This is a genomic window from Microbacterium sp. STRO-1N (assembly GCF_057748015.1).
The window spans coordinates 2548584-2562086 of record NZ_CM173234.1; the positions used below are offsets into that span (position 1 = coordinate 2548584).

Below are 13503 nucleotides of genomic sequence, written 5' to 3' on the forward strand. Positions count from 1 at the left end.
CAGAGGAGTGCAGCGGCTCAGTCACTCACCCAGGGTACGGTCTGGCGCCTCACGATCCGCTGAACGGCGCGGACATCAACGGAAGTGGTCGGCCGCGGCCCTGGCGATGAACACGGCGTCGTCCAGGTCGTCCGCGGTGGCGTTGACGTGCCCCACCTTGCGTCCGGGGCGCGGCGCCTTGCCGTAGGTGTGGATCTTGGCGGCCGGCTGGTCCGCCATGGCATCCGCGAACCGGGAGTCGAGCGTACCGTCGACCGGGCCGCCGAGGATGTTGATCATCACCGACCATGGCGCTCGGGGAGTCGTCTCGCCCAGCGGCAGATCGGCCACGGCCCGCAGGTGCTGCTCGAACTGCGAGGTCACCGATCCGTCCTGGCTCCAGTGGCCGCTGTTGTGGGGGCGCATGGCCAGTTCGTTGACGAGGATGCGTTCGTCATCCGTCTCGAAGAGCTCGACCGCGAGCATCCCGGTGACACCGAGCCCCTCGGCGATGCTGCGCCCGATGCCCTCTGCCACCTCGACCAGCCGCGGTGCGGCCCCCGGAGCAGGAGCGAACACCTCGGCGCATACCCCGTCGCGCTGGACCGTCTCCACGACCGGGTACGCGACCATCTCTCCGCTGGGGCGGCGCGCGACCTGCTGCGCCAGCTCGCGGACGAACGACACCAGCTCTTCGACCAGGAGCGCCCCGCCGTCGAGCGCCTCGAACCAGTCGGCGGCCTCCGCGGCATCCGACACGACTCGGACGCCCTTCCCGTCGTAGCCGCCGCGCGGGGTCTTCACGACCGCGCGCCCGCCGTGGTCGTCGAGGAACGTCTGCAGCTCGGCGGTCGTCGCCACCGCGGCCCAGTCAGGCTGCGGCACCCCGAGTTCGGCCAGACGCGCGCGCATGTCGAGCTTGTCCTGCGCATAGCGCAGAGCGTCCGGGCCGGGGTGCACCACGACGCCGTCGTCGACGAGGGCGCGCAGCACCTCCTGCGGGACGTGCTCGTGATCGAACGTGACGACGTCGACGTCCGCCACGAAGGCGCGCACCGCCTCGAGATCGCGGTAGTCGCCGACCGCGGTGGCGGCCAGCTGCGCCGACATCCCCTCGGTCTCGGCCAGCACCCGCAGTTCGAGCCCGAGCTCGACCGCGGGGGCGATCATCATCCTGGCCAGCTGGCCTCCGCCGATCACACCAACACGCAACGCCATTCGCGCTCTCCGTTCGTCTGGACCATTCTCCCGCATCCGCAGGCCCGCGCGGGATGCGGTCAGGACGTCGGCCCGGTGTCCGACGCGGACTGCGCGTCGCGGTGCGCGAGGATCTGGTTGACCTCGATCTGGTCCACCAGCGTCTCGTGCACGAGTGTGACGGTCGGCACATTGACGAGCCGCAGCGGCGCGTCGACGCCGTTCGAGAGCGTGATGGTACCCGCGCCCCACAGGCGCTGCAGGATGCCGCGGCGCACCGTGATCGTGTAGCCGCGGACGTGCGTCATCTCACGACGGTGTCTGGCGCCGATCCCGGACTTCGCGATCACACGACGCGTGGTGACCACGTACGTCCGCGACAGCCAGACGAGATACGGGATGACGACGCCGACGATCAGAAGGGCACCGGCCGCCGTCAGCAGCATCCAGTCCTCGAAGCCGGCCGGGAGGTTGCCGTAGAAGTACGCCGTCGCGCCGAACACGGCGATGAGCAGCAGTGCCGACCAGAGCAACCGCCGTGGCTGGCTGCGGAAGCGCGCGATGAGCAGCTCTTCGCTGAGCGCCCCAGGCGGCGGCATCATCGGCCGACCGCCGAGCGTGACTGGCTGCGTCATGCCTCCATTGTGACGGAGGCCGCCGACAACACCCGTCTCTCGGCGGCGTGTCAGCGCCAGCCGCCTCGTCAGGCGAGGCGCGCGTGCACGACATCGCCTGCGGCGACGGGATGCCGTGCTCCGCCGGCCTCGACGATGAGCCGGCCATCGGATTCGAGACCGACGGCGGTGCCGTGCAGTGCCGTCCCGTCCGGCAGGGACACCTCCACGGCGCGCCCGAGGCTCAGGCAGCGCGCCGCCACCGCGACGCGCAGTCCTGCGGCATCCGCATCCCCCGCTGCGACCAGCCCGGCGAGCGCTCGGGCGACGCCGAGGACGAAGTCCGCCGCGAGGCGGTCGACATCGGCGGTCGCGCCCAGTGCCGCGAACGAGGTGGCCGTCGGCACGGGCAGCTGTTCGTCGGTCATCGCCGTGTTGACGCCAGCGCCGACGATGACGGCGCCGCCAGAGCCCTCCGCGAGGATGCCGCAGATCTTGCGCCCGTCGACCAGCACATCGTTGGGCCACTTCACCCCGACCTCGTGGTCCGGAAGCTGGGCGGCCACGGCATCCGCCATCGCCATCCCGGCGGCGAGCGGGATCCAGCCGAGGGATTCAGCGTCCGGCAGATCGCGCAGCAGGACCGAGACCGCCAGTGCCGAACCGGCCGGCGTCGTCCAGGTGCGATCCAGTCGGCCGCGTCCTGCTGTCTGGTGGGTCGTCAGCAGGACGCTCAGGTGCGGCGCATCAGCGGCATGCTCGCGCAGCTGCGCGTTCGTGGACGGCGACTGCTCGACGACATCGAGCCGGCCGGCGACCTCTTCGGTGCGAGGGAAGTCCACGGTCAGTCCTCGCCGTCCTTGGCCTCTTCGTCGTCATCGTCCTCGTCGTCCGGCACGGCGCCGATCTCGCTCGCGCGCCACTCGTCCCACTGCCCCATCAGCCGTTCGATCGCGGCGTGGAACTTCGCCGTCGCGACGCCGGGCGTCGTGTCGCCGAAGTAGTGCTGCACCCACATGCGCAGCTTCGCGATGGCCTCGTCGTCGGCGCGCACGCGCTCGACCTCGGCGACGATGTCGTACGAGCCGTCGACCGTGAGCCACTCGCAGTCGGAGAGATATCCCCTGGTGTCGACCGAGGCCCGCTCATCGGCGGGACGTGTGATCAGCAGCGGCTTCCCCGCCGCGAGCCGGTCGTAGACCATCGCCGAGATGTCGACGATCGCGACATCGGCCGAGGCGAGCTGCCATCCCAGTTCGGGTCCGTCGTCGTAGATGTGGTGCGCCGTAGCGTCGGCGGCGTTCGCGGCGTCGATCGCGGACAGGATGCGGCGGTGCGCCGCCCCGTACTCGTCGTCGACGACGCCGGAGCGCGGATGCGGACGGTAGACCACGCGGTGCGAGCCGGTGGCCAGCAGCTTCTTCACGAGCGTCTCGCCATGCGTCGCGATCGAGCCGTAGTGGGCGCTCGGACGGTCGCCCTCCCAGGTCGGTGCGTACAGCACAACGGTGCGGTCATCCGGCGCGTACGGCAGCGTCCCCGAGTAGTGGTCGGCCTGCGGACGGCCGATCTCGATCGTCCGCCGATCGATGTCGTAGTCCCACAGCGTTCGCGAAAGCCGGTCTCTGGCCGCCTGACCCGCCACGAAGGCGTAGTCGTACGCCTTGTACTGGTTCGTGGTCATGTACATCTTGTCGGACTCGCCGTGGTTGATGAACACGTGCCAGCGCCGCCCGTAGCGGAACATCTGGAAGTTGCGGGTGTTCTGGTTCACGTACAGCACGATGCGGATGTCCTGCTTGGCGATGAACCGCTCGAGGTCGCGCACCTTCGGCACGAACGCCACCGGAGGGCCGCCCTCCTCGAGAAGCTTCTCCGCACCGGTCGCGCTGCGTGACAGCACGACGACCGGCCACAGCTTGGACAGTTCCTGCAGGGGCCGATACCACTGCCGCATCTGGTACATGTTGACCGCGCCGTCGGCGAAGTACACCGCGATCCTGTAATGATCGCGCGGGTGCGGCGGCAGTGCGGCCAGGCGACGGCGGACCCGCTGCACAGCGGATCGCGACGCCAGCGCGCGCCGGAGCAGCCGGTACGCCTTCTTTCCATCGGACACGAGACTCACCTGTCAAGAGTACCCAGGCACCCCACCCCGCCTCATGACATGATCGGGGGGTGCTCGACAACGAAACGACAACACCTTCTTCTGGTGTCACGTTCGTCATGCCCGTGCTGAACGAGCGGGACTACCTTCAGCACGCCGTCGAGTCCGTCCTCTCGCAGCAGGTGGACGGGGATGCCGAGCTCGTTCTCGCCCTCGGTCCCTCCACGGACGGAACAACCGAGCTCGCTCAGAAACTGGCATCAGCCGACGACCGCATCCGGCTCGTCGACAACCCGGCAGCCGACATCCCGGTCGGACTCAACGCCGCGATCAGGGCCGGTCGCCACGACACGATCGTCAGGGTGGACGCGCACTCCGAGCTCTCCCCCGGATACGCCGCCCGCGCTCTGGAGACGCTGGCGCGCACCGGCGCCGCCAATGTCGGCGGCGTCATGCACGCCGAGGGCCGCACGCCCTTCCAGAAGGCAGCGGCGTGGGCGTACAACTCCCCCATCGGACTCGGCGGGGGCGCGTACCACGGCGGTGCCCGCGAGGGCGAAGCCGAATCCGCGTACCTCGGCGTCATGCGACGCAGCGTGCTCGACGAGGTCGGGCTGTTCGACGAGACCATCCGCCGCGGCGAGGACTGGGAGCTGAACCTGCGCATCCGCCAGGCGGGTCACCTGGTCTGGTTCGACCCCGCCCTCTCGGTGACCTACTGGCCGCGCGAGAGCTGGCTGCGGCTGGCCAGGCAGTTCCGTGCCACCGGTGCCTGGCGCGGCGAGCTCGTGCGCCGGTACGGCCGTCGCAACGGATTGCGCTTCTTCGCACCACCGGCGCTGCTGGCGAACCTCGTCGTCGCCGCGCTGATCGGCATCCTGCAGCTCACCGGCGTGCTCTCCGGCATCCCGTCGCTGATCGCCTGTCTCGTGTATCTGCCGCTGGCGGCCTATGCCGTCCTGGTGATCGTGATGGCACTGACCCCAGGGCGCAGCTTCCGCGAGCGGCTCTGGACCCTTGCCGTCCTGCCCACCATGCATCTGGCGTGGGGATGGGGCTTCCTCGGCGGAGTGCTCCGAGGCGCCAGAGGAACCGTGGACGCCTCGCGTCTGGGCACCCGCAACACGCCTCTGCCGTAGCGGACCTCAGGCGCCGACGAAGCCGAGATCGAGGATGCGCGAGACCACGCGCTCGGCGGCGTGTCCGTCGTCGCGCGTGTTGAACTGCCGCCGCCACGCGTCATAGCGCTCGGCGTACCTCGTAGCGAGTGTCGGGTCGGCCAGGGCCGCGACGAGTTCGTCCTGCGTGCGCAGCAGCGGACCGGGTGCTCGCTCGTCGAGATCGAAGTAGAACCCGCGCAGGCGCCCCCGATAGTGCTCCAGGTCGGGCACCAGGAAGTGCATCGGCTTGCCGGTGACGCTGAAGTCGAACATCACCGAGGAGTAGTCGGTGATCAGCTCGTCGGCGATCAGGAGCAGTTCGGCGGTCTGCGGATAGCCGGTGACATCGATGACCCGCGCACCGTCCTGGTCGCGGCCGGGCTTGAGGGTGCGGGAGTGCCCGCGCACCAGGACGACGGCATCCGCCTCGTGCGCCAGCTTCTCCGGGTCGATGAAATCGACGATCTCGGTGCGGTCGTCGCGCCAGGTCGGTGCGTACAGCAGCACCCGCTCGTCCGGTCGGATGCCGAGGGCTGCGCGCATGGCCACGGCATCGCCGTTCACGAGCACGTCGTTGCGCGGGTATCCCTCCACCCAGACCGGCTTGCCGAAGAACGCGTACGCCTTGGCGAGAATGCGCTCCGAGTACCGGTTCTGCGCGAGGAGCACGTCCCACCGACGGGACTCCTTGACCACCGCAGCCATCCGACGCGGGTCGAAACCGGGGCGGTGCAGGGCGAGACGCTTGAGCGGCGTGCCGTGCCAGGTCTGCAGCACCCGCTGCCCGCTCTTGCGGACGAAGCGCCGACGCAGCCAATCGTTGACGACGAGCAGACGCGCGGATGCACGCGCCCGCCACCACTCCGGGCTGCCCTCCACGACGGCGACGGCGCCTGCCGGGACGGCGACGGACAGGTCGACCACGCTCCAGTAGCGCGTGACCCCCGGTGCACGCTCTGCGAGTTCGCGATCGATCGCACGCGGATTGCACCCGGCGCTCTGGCCGTAGAAGCTCTCGAAGAACACGGCGTCCTCGGTGCCACCCGGCTGCGCCGCGTAGCGCTCCTCGAGCGTGCGCTGCCCCTCGGGCGAGAGGTGCACGGCATCCAGAGGCGGATCGATCGTGACCGAGCCGCCGCTCAGCGCGATGCCGAGGCCGGCGAGGACTCTCCGCTCGATCGAGGCGCCGTCGAGGTCTGCGCTGTCGATGCGCAGCTCGTATTCGCCGGACGGCAGCGGCAGTTCATCGCCGCCGAATCGCGCGACGCGCAGCGGGAATACGGCCCGCCAGGCACCGGCGTCGCCGGTCACGTCGGCGAAGACGCGCGCGCGAGCCCCCTCCAGGACGGCGGAGACGGGACGTGCGCCGTCGCCTGCGACGACGAGTGCGCTGCGCACCTCATCGATCTCGGCGGTGGTCATGGATGCTCTCCCTCGGTCGCGGGACGTGCCGGGGCTGCCGCGCCCTTGGCGCGCATCACCCGGTAGACCCGGTCGGTGTTGTGTCCGTCTCGATACGCGTGCATCCGCTCGCTGAGCGCGGTCGATCGGGCCGCGCGTGCGGCGAAGACGTCCTCGTCGGCGAGCAGCGGGTCCAGCTGATCCAGCACATCGTCCCAGCAGGATGCCTCATCGCCGCCGGTCACCTCGTCCAGACGCCCGTAGAATCCGCGGCTGCGGGCGTAGTCGGCCGTGTCCGGCGCCAGGTGCACCACGGGCATCGCGAGAAGACCGACGTCGTACGCGAGGGACGAATAGTCGGTGATGAGCACGTCGACCGCCGGCAGGGCGCCCGTCACGTCGGCGAGGACCGTCGACCCCAGCATCCGCACCCGTCCGGTCGGCAGCGGCGGCGCGTAGCCGCCCTCGCCCAGCGGATGCGAGCGCACGAGCAGCACCGCGTTGCGGCGCTCGAGCATCGTGATGATCCGCACCCACTCGGCAGCGGAGGGGACGGCCGGATCCGGCGCACCATCGCGCCAGGTCGGTGCATAGAGAATGGCGCGGGCGCCCTCGGGGAGTTCGACGCCGGCGGAGGAGAGGACACCGAATGCCGCAGCGCGGCGCTCAGCGGCCGTGCCCGTAGAGAGCACGTCGACCCTGGGCTCCCCCGTCACCACGACCCGGTCGTCGCCGAGGCCGAACGCCGATTCGAGGCGTCCTCGTGCACGATCCGATGCGGCGGGCAGCACGTCGATCCGCCGGGCCGACGAGCGGTACAGGCGCCCGATGAGCGACCGCAGGACGCCGGCGCCCGGCATCGGCGGCACCTGCGTCGTGGCGGGCGAGTCGAGTCCGATCCGCTTCAACGGGATGCCGTGCCACAGCTGAACCGTGAAGGCTCCCCCGCCGCCGTAGCGGTTGACATCGCCGAAACCGTGCGTGACGACGAGGACCCCTGCCCGCGCGGTGGCCCACCAGCCGGCCAAGCTCTGCTTGCGGATCGTGCGGATGCCGAGGGCTGCTGCATCGTCGTCCTCACGCGCGGACGATGTGAGCCAGACGGCGTCGTGACCGGCATCCGTCGCCACCCGCCAGAGGGCGAGCGCCCCGTCTCCGATGCCGGCTCCGCAGCCGAACACCCAGCGCGATCCCCGGGGGATCAGCAGGGCCGCGATGCGCCCTGCGGCATACAGCGGAATGCGCAGGAGCTTCGCCGCATTGCCGGTGCCGAAAGAGAAGGACGCCACCCCGCGAGCCTATCGCGCGGGGTGGCGTCCTTCGTGTGCGTCGGGCGGAGGTTCCGCCCTCGGTTCAGAGCGCGAGCTCGCCGAGCTCGACCTCGATCTCGTAGGTCTTGCCGTCGCGGACGTACGTCATGGTCGCGGTGCTGCCCGCAGCCGCCGCACGCACCTGCGCCGTGAGGTCGCTGGCGCCCGAGATCGGCGCGCCGTTGAACTCGGTGACGACGTCGCCTTCCTTGAGACCGGCCTTCTTGGCCGCTCCATCGTCCGTCACATCGGCGATGGCAGCGCCGGAGATCGCGGCGTCGGCCGAACTCGCGGCATCGCTGACCGAGGCGCCGAGCAGACCGTGCGTCGCCTCGCCGTCCTCGATGAGCTCGTCGGCGATGCGCTCGGCGACGTTCGACGGAATCGCGAAGCCCACGCCGATCGAGCCGGATTCCTCGGAACTGGATGCCGTGGCGATCGCCACGTTGATGCCGATGAGCTTGCCTTCGCCGTCGACGAGCGCTCCACCGGAGTTGCCGGGGTTGATGGCCGCGTCCGTCTGGAGGACCGCGATCGAGATCGTCCCGTTCGAGCTCGGCTGCTGCTGCTCGAGGCCGGGGATGTCGAACTGGAACGGGCCGCCGTCTTCGCCTTCGCCCTCACCGTTCGGGCTGTCCTGCTCTGCGGTGTCGGGCAGCGCGGAGGAGGCGATCTCGATGCTGCGGTTCAGGGACGAGATGATGCCGGTGGTGACGGAGTTGGCGAGTCCGAGCGGTGCGCCGACGGCGACGGCGGTCGCGCCGACGTTCACCTCGGACGAGTCGGCGAACTCGATCGGGGTGAGACCCTTCGCGTCGGTGAGCTTGAGCACCGCCAGGTCGTAGATCGGGTCAGTGCCGACGATCGTGGCGGCGTAGATGCGGCCGTCGGAGGTCGTGACGCGGATCGTCGGGTCGGCGACGGCCCCGCCCAGGGTGGCAACGTGCGCGTTGGTCAGCACGTACCCGTCCTTGCTGAGGATCACGCCGGAGCCGCTGCCGGCCTCGCTTTCACCCTGGACCGCGATCGTGACGACCGAGGGCAGCACCTTGCTGGCGACGGCCGTCGCCTCGTTGACGTCATCGGGATTGTTCACCGTGACGGTGCTGGGGCCCTCGGCAGAGCTGCTCACCGGCTGCTGCCACATCGTCGAGCCGAGGTAGCTGGTTCCGAGACCGGCGGCGCCGCCGACCAGGGCCGCAGCGACGATGACGGCCGCGACCTTGCCCGCGCCGAAGGGCTTGCGTTCCTTCGTGGTGATCGGCGTGACCTGAGCCGTGTCGCCAACGGGCGTCGTCGGGTGGTCAGCGGTCGGATGGGCGCCGGGTTCGGCGGCTCCTGGCTGCGTCGCGCCGGGGCCGAACGCAGCACCCTGATGCGCGGCCGGCGGGACGAAGCCGCCGGCGTGCGGAGCGGCCTGGGGCTGCGGGGTCGGCTGCTGGGTCGTGGAGGCCGGGGACGCGAACGTCTGCGGAACCTCGTGTCCTGCCGGAGCCGCGGCGGGTGTCGTTGCCGAGTTGTTCGCGGCTGCGCTGTTCGCGGCCTCGGGCGCGGACCCGGTGGCGGGTGCGTTCTCTTCGTTCATGGTCTCTGCTCCTTCAACAAGGTTCCTTCAGACTGCCCGCCGAGTCTGTGCGTTCCTTATGCCTGAGATGAGTGTCGCTTATGGCCTTAGCCTGTTCTCCATGAGAGACATCCCCGGCGCGTGGCGCCGCACCGCCGCCGGAGCCGGGCTCCTTTCGCCGGCCGGAGAAGTGGCCCCGACCATCTTCGCAGAGATGTCCGCCACGGCGGCCCGAACGGGCGCGATCAACCTCGGTCAGGGATTCCCCGACGAGGACAGTCCGGCTGAGGTTCTCGAAGCCGCCCGCCAGGCCATCTCCGACGGTGCCAATCAATACCCACCGGGTCGCGGCATCCCGGATCTCCTGTCCGCCATCAGCGAGCATCAGGACCGCTTCTACGGGCTCGAGGTCGATCCTCAGCGCGAGGTGATCGTGACCGCCGGTGCCACCGAGGCGCTGACGGCGACGCTGCTCGCGCTGATCGATTCGCCCGACGACGAGGTCGTGGTCTTCGAGCCGTATTACGACTCGTATGCCGCCGCCGTCGCGCTGGCCGGCGCCCGCCTGCAGACCGTCCCGCTGCGCCTGCCGGATTTCCAGCCGGATCTCGACAGGCTGTCGGATGCCGTCACCGATCGCACCCGGATCATTCTGGTGAACGACCCGCACAACCCGACGGGCGCGGTGTTCTCCCGCGAAGTGCAGGATGAGATCATCCGGCTGGCCCAGGCGCACGATGCGATCATCGTGACGGACGAGGTGTACGAGCACCTGGTTTTCGATGACGTGCATCGCCCGATCGCGACGCTGCCCGGCGCATCGGAGCGGACCCTCACGATCTCCTCGGCGGGGAAGACGTTCTCGGCGACGGGATGGAAGATCGGCTGGGTGCACGGGCCGGCCGATCTCATCACCGCCGTGCTGACGGTGAAGCAGTTCCTGACGTATGTGAACGGGGCGCCGTTCCAGCCCGCGGTCGCCGTCGGGCTGCGGTTGCCGGATGCCTTCTTCGCGGATGCCGCTCGAGTGATGAAGGACAAGCATCTTCTGCTCGCGCACGGCTTGGAGGCGGCCGGGTTCGGTGTGCTCCCTCCGCGCGGCGGATACTTCACGGTCGCCGACGCGACCGCTCTGGGCGGAGCCGACACCGCGGCGTTCTGCCGTGCACTGCCGGAACGCGCCGGTGTCGTCGCCATTCCGCTCAGCGCCTTCGTGACCCGCGAGCACGCCGGCGACTACGCGGGCCTGGTGCGCTTCGCCGCGTGCAAGCGCGTTGACGTGCTCAAGGAGGCCATGCGGCGCCTCGACGCGGCGTTCTGAGGGCGTGCGCGCACCCTCCCCACCGTCTCAGCGCGGGACGACGTTGTAGCGGCGCAGGCGCAAGACGGGGTTGACGGTGCGGACGCGCTCGAGCTCTGACAGGTCGAGCCCGGCCAATGCGACTCCCTCGCCGCTGGCGAGTCCCGCGAGCACGACGCCCTGCGGATCGATGATCTGCGACCGACCCACGCCGATCGGCGCCGGATGATCGGCGGCTACGACGAATGCCGTGTTCTCGATCGCCCGCGCGGCGAGCAGTGTCGTCCAGTGGTGCTCCTTCAGCGGACCGCGCACCCACTCCGCCGGGACGACCAGGACGTCGGCACCGGCATCCACGAGCGTGCGGGCGACCTCGGGGAAGCGGAGGTCGTAGCAGGTCATCAGGCCGAATCGCAGGCCGCCGACGTCGAACGTCTCGACAGCGGCCACCGAACCGGGAGCGATCCAATCCGACTCGGTCTGACCGAACGCATCGTAGAGGTGCTGCTTGCGATAGGTCGCGCGCACTCCGGCGCCGTCGACCGCGACGAGGGTGTTGCTGACCCGCTCCCCCGCGGTCTCCACGAGGCCAGCGACGATCGTCACACCGTGTGCGGATGCCGCGGCCCGCAGCGCCCGCACGAATTCGCCGTCGAGCGTCTCTGCGTTCTCGGCGAGGCTGGCATCCATCGGGTCGACGAAGTAACTGGCGTACTCGGGAAACACCACGACCTGGGCGCCTCGAGCCGCGGCATCCGCCGTCAACTCCGCGATCCGGGCGAGATTTCCGGCTCGGTCGGCGGTCGGGGCGAACTGGCACACGGCGACGAGGACACTGGGCATGCCTCCATCCTCGCCCATCGCCTGCTCGATGTGACGAGCGTTCGGATCCGTGCTAGAGTAAATTCTTGTGCCGCGGGGTGGAGCAGTTCGGTAGCTCGCCGGGCTCATAACCCGGAGGTCGCAGGTTCAAATCCTGTCCCCGCAACGGATAGCGACACAAGAAAGGCCCCTGATCAGGAGAAATCCAGATCAGGGGCCTTTCGCTTGCCTCTTCGCTTCTGGCCATCGGACACCGGGTGGAGCCGACACGCCCGCCTCTGCTCCCCTTTAGTCGCAACGGAAGGCCGTTGGTAGGCTGGTGATCGTGCCGCGGGGTGGAGCAGTTCGGTAGCTCGCCGGGCTCATAACCCGGAGGTCGCAGGTTCAAATCCTGTCCCCGCAACAAGTGACGAAGTCCCGGCCCGCAGGGTCGGGACTTCGTCGTTCAGGTCGCCGGATGCGGTGGGTTCCCACCGGCGCGGATGCCGATGGCGGCCTGCGGGGTCACCGGCGCGATCCGCTTCAGCTCCGTCACCGTCCGGCCCGAGAACCAGCGCACCTCACGTGCCAGGTGGCTCTGATCCGCGTAGCCGAACTCGGCTGCGACGGACGCGGCCGGCGAACTCCTCAGCGCTGATGACGCGTGCTCGAAGCGCACGATGCGAGATGCGAGTTTGGGGCCGAGCCCGACCTGCTCGGTGAAGAGCGAGGTGACGTGACGCTGACTCCATCCGGTTCGTTCGACGAGGTCGGCGATACGGGCGCGTCCGCCGGTTCTTCGGATCTGCTCCCACATCCAGACGACGAACGGCTCGGAATCGACTCCGTGATCGAGTCGGGCGATGAGTGCCCGATCGAGTTGCGCGAATCTCCGCTCCCAGGTGTCGCAGGACCACAGTTCATCGAGGAACCCCTCCCCGAAGAAGGGTGCCGCGTCCGCGAGATCGACGATGCGGTGCGCGAGGTCGCGGCCCGGCAGCGCGAGCAGGCGCTGCACACCGAGCGGTGTGAGGTAGATCTGGACGCAGAGCTGCTCGCCCGAGAAGGCAGTGGTCGCATAGCCGGACATGAATCCCGCGACGAATGAGCTGTGGGTTCCGACGCCGGTTCCCTCGGAGAGGGCGGTGACCTCCAGGCTCGGTCCGGACGAGAGGATCACCGGGATCAAGCTGCCCGCATGCTGCCGGCGAGTCACCACGTCTCCGGAGCGCTCGCGAAAGCCCACGATCCCGGCGACGAACCCGTCCAGGAGGGGATGCACTGCGTGCCTGAGCAGTACCGGTCCCGTCATCGTGGATGCGGCATCCATGGATCTCCCCGGGTCAGTTTTCTTCAAGCCAGGATGCCTCTTCTCCCGCACGATGAGAAGAGCACGACACCGAACAGAAATGAGGATGCACATGCGGAGACTGATCGCTGTCGAGTTCCTGTCTATCGATGGAGTGATGCAAGGGCTCGGTTCGCCCGACGAGGACCGTGAGGGCGGTTTCGAACACGGCGGATGGGGCGCCCCCTATGCGGAGGCCATCCACGCATCCCGCGGAGCGGACGGCCTGTCCGAGACGACCGCCTACCTGTTCGGACGGAAGACCTACGAGAAGATGGCGGCATTCTGGCCGCACGTTCCCGACGACAACCCGATGGCCGCGCACCTGAATGCGACCGAGAAGCATGTCGTCGCCTCCGCACCGCTGGCATTCGACTGGTACGGCACGCGGGCGCTGACCGGCGAACTCGATCAGGAGGTGCAGGCGCTCAAGAACGCGGGGGAAGGGAACATCACGATCCTCGGGAGCGGCGTTCTGGTGCGCTCGCTCATGCAGGCGGAGATGATCGACATGCTGCGCCTGTTCATCCATCCGCTGATTCTCGGTTCGGGCAAGCGGCTCTTCGGCGGCCTCCCCGTGCCGCAGAACCTGACCCTCGTGGATTCCGAGACGACGTCGATGGGCACTCTCGTCCTGTCGTACGACGTCGTCCAGAAGCCGTAGCGGAAACGCAGAAGAGGGCGCCCGCAGGGACGCCCTCTTCTCACTGCTGCCCCGAGGG

Annotated in this window: 12 protein-coding genes and 2 tRNA genes; 5 read left to right on the top strand and 9 right to left on the bottom strand. The window is 69.3% G+C overall.

Annotated features, from left to right (window positions below):
• Positions 1-75: 75 nt before the first annotated feature.
• From AC3ANJ_RS12335 to AC3ANJ_RS12350, 4 genes are all read right to left on the bottom strand, one after another.
• Positions 76-1197: a 5-(carboxyamino)imidazole ribonucleotide synthase gene (locus tag AC3ANJ_RS12335; RefSeq protein WP_488316551.1), complete on the bottom strand. Its 1122-nt coding sequence runs from the start codon at positions 1195-1197 to the stop codon at positions 76-78.
• 59 nt (positions 1198-1256) lie between these two features.
• Entirely contained in the window at positions 1257-1811 is a 555-nt protein-coding gene (locus AC3ANJ_RS12340; protein WP_488316552.1) for a PH domain-containing protein, read from the bottom strand.
• Between the two features lie 68 nt (positions 1812-1879).
• Positions 1880-2632 carry a biotin--[acetyl-CoA-carboxylase] ligase gene (locus tag AC3ANJ_RS12345; RefSeq protein WP_488316553.1) on the bottom strand — a complete coding sequence of 251 codons (753 nt, stop codon included), beginning with the start codon at positions 2630-2632 and terminating at the stop codon, positions 1880-1882.
• A gap of 2 nt (positions 2633-2634) precedes the next feature.
• Entirely contained in the window at positions 2635-3918 is a 1284-nt protein-coding gene (locus tag AC3ANJ_RS12350) for a CDP-glycerol glycerophosphotransferase family protein (RefSeq protein ID WP_488316554.1), read from the bottom strand.
• 98 nt (positions 3919-4016) lie between these two features.
• On the opposite strand from AC3ANJ_RS12350, the gene AC3ANJ_RS12355 reads away from it, so the two are divergent.
• Positions 4017-5036: a glycosyltransferase family 2 protein gene (locus AC3ANJ_RS12355; protein WP_488319273.1), complete on the top strand. Its 1020-nt coding sequence runs from the start codon at positions 4017-4019 to the stop codon at positions 5034-5036.
• Between the two features lie 6 nt (positions 5037-5042).
• Here the strand turns inward: AC3ANJ_RS12355 and AC3ANJ_RS12360 are convergent, their stop codons facing one another.
• The 3 genes from AC3ANJ_RS12360 to AC3ANJ_RS12370 all read right to left on the bottom strand — a co-directional run bounded on the left by AC3ANJ_RS12360 (position 5043) and on the right by AC3ANJ_RS12370 (position 9353).
• On the bottom strand, positions 5043-6479 hold the full coding sequence (locus tag AC3ANJ_RS12360) for a CDP-glycerol glycerophosphotransferase family protein (protein WP_488316555.1): 1437 nt from the start codon (positions 6477-6479) through the stop codon (positions 5043-5045).
• The gene (locus AC3ANJ_RS12365) at positions 6476-7747 is read right to left on the bottom strand and encodes a CDP-glycerol glycerophosphotransferase family protein (protein ID WP_488316556.1); all 1272 of its coding nucleotides are present in this window, start codon (positions 7745-7747) and stop codon (positions 6476-6478) included. The genes AC3ANJ_RS12360 and AC3ANJ_RS12365 overlap by 4 nt, the downstream gene beginning before the upstream one ends.
• 64 nt (positions 7748-7811) lie before the next feature.
• Complete coding sequence (locus tag AC3ANJ_RS12370) at positions 7812-9353, bottom strand: S1C family serine protease (RefSeq protein ID WP_488316557.1); 1542 nt, start codon at positions 9351-9353, stop codon at positions 7812-7814.
• A gap of 100 nt (positions 9354-9453) precedes the next feature.
• Here AC3ANJ_RS12370 and AC3ANJ_RS12375 point away from each other — a divergent pair, with 100 nt between their 5' ends.
• Positions 9454-10653 carry an aminotransferase class I/II-fold pyridoxal phosphate-dependent enzyme gene (locus AC3ANJ_RS12375; protein WP_488316558.1) on the top strand — a complete coding sequence of 400 codons (1200 nt, stop codon included), beginning with the start codon at positions 9454-9456 and terminating at the stop codon, positions 10651-10653.
• 27 nt (positions 10654-10680) lie between these two features.
• Here AC3ANJ_RS12375 and AC3ANJ_RS12380 read toward each other — a convergent pair whose 3' ends face one another.
• Entirely contained in the window at positions 10681-11475 is a 795-nt protein-coding gene (locus tag AC3ANJ_RS12380) for a carbon-nitrogen hydrolase family protein (protein ID WP_488316559.1), read from the bottom strand.
• Between the two features lie 71 nt (positions 11476-11546).
• Here AC3ANJ_RS12380 and AC3ANJ_RS12385 point away from each other — a divergent pair.
• Positions 11547-11620, top strand: a tRNA-Met gene (locus AC3ANJ_RS12385).
• 163 nt (positions 11621-11783) lie between these two features.
• Positions 11784-11857 (top strand) — tRNA-Met (locus AC3ANJ_RS12390).
• A 42-nt stretch (positions 11858-11899) separates the two neighbouring features.
• On the opposite strand, the gene AC3ANJ_RS12395 is transcribed toward AC3ANJ_RS12390, so the two are convergent.
• On the bottom strand, positions 11900-12763 hold the full coding sequence (locus tag AC3ANJ_RS12395) for a helix-turn-helix domain-containing protein (protein WP_488316560.1): 864 nt from the start codon (positions 12761-12763) through the stop codon (positions 11900-11902).
• 91 nt (positions 12764-12854) lie between these two features.
• Here AC3ANJ_RS12395 and AC3ANJ_RS12400 point away from each other — a divergent pair, with 91 nt between their 5' ends.
• Positions 12855-13445 carry a dihydrofolate reductase family protein gene (locus tag AC3ANJ_RS12400; protein ID WP_488316561.1) on the top strand — a complete coding sequence of 197 codons (591 nt, stop codon included), beginning with the start codon at positions 12855-12857 and terminating at the stop codon, positions 13443-13445.
• Positions 13446-13503: the final 58 nt, after the last annotated feature.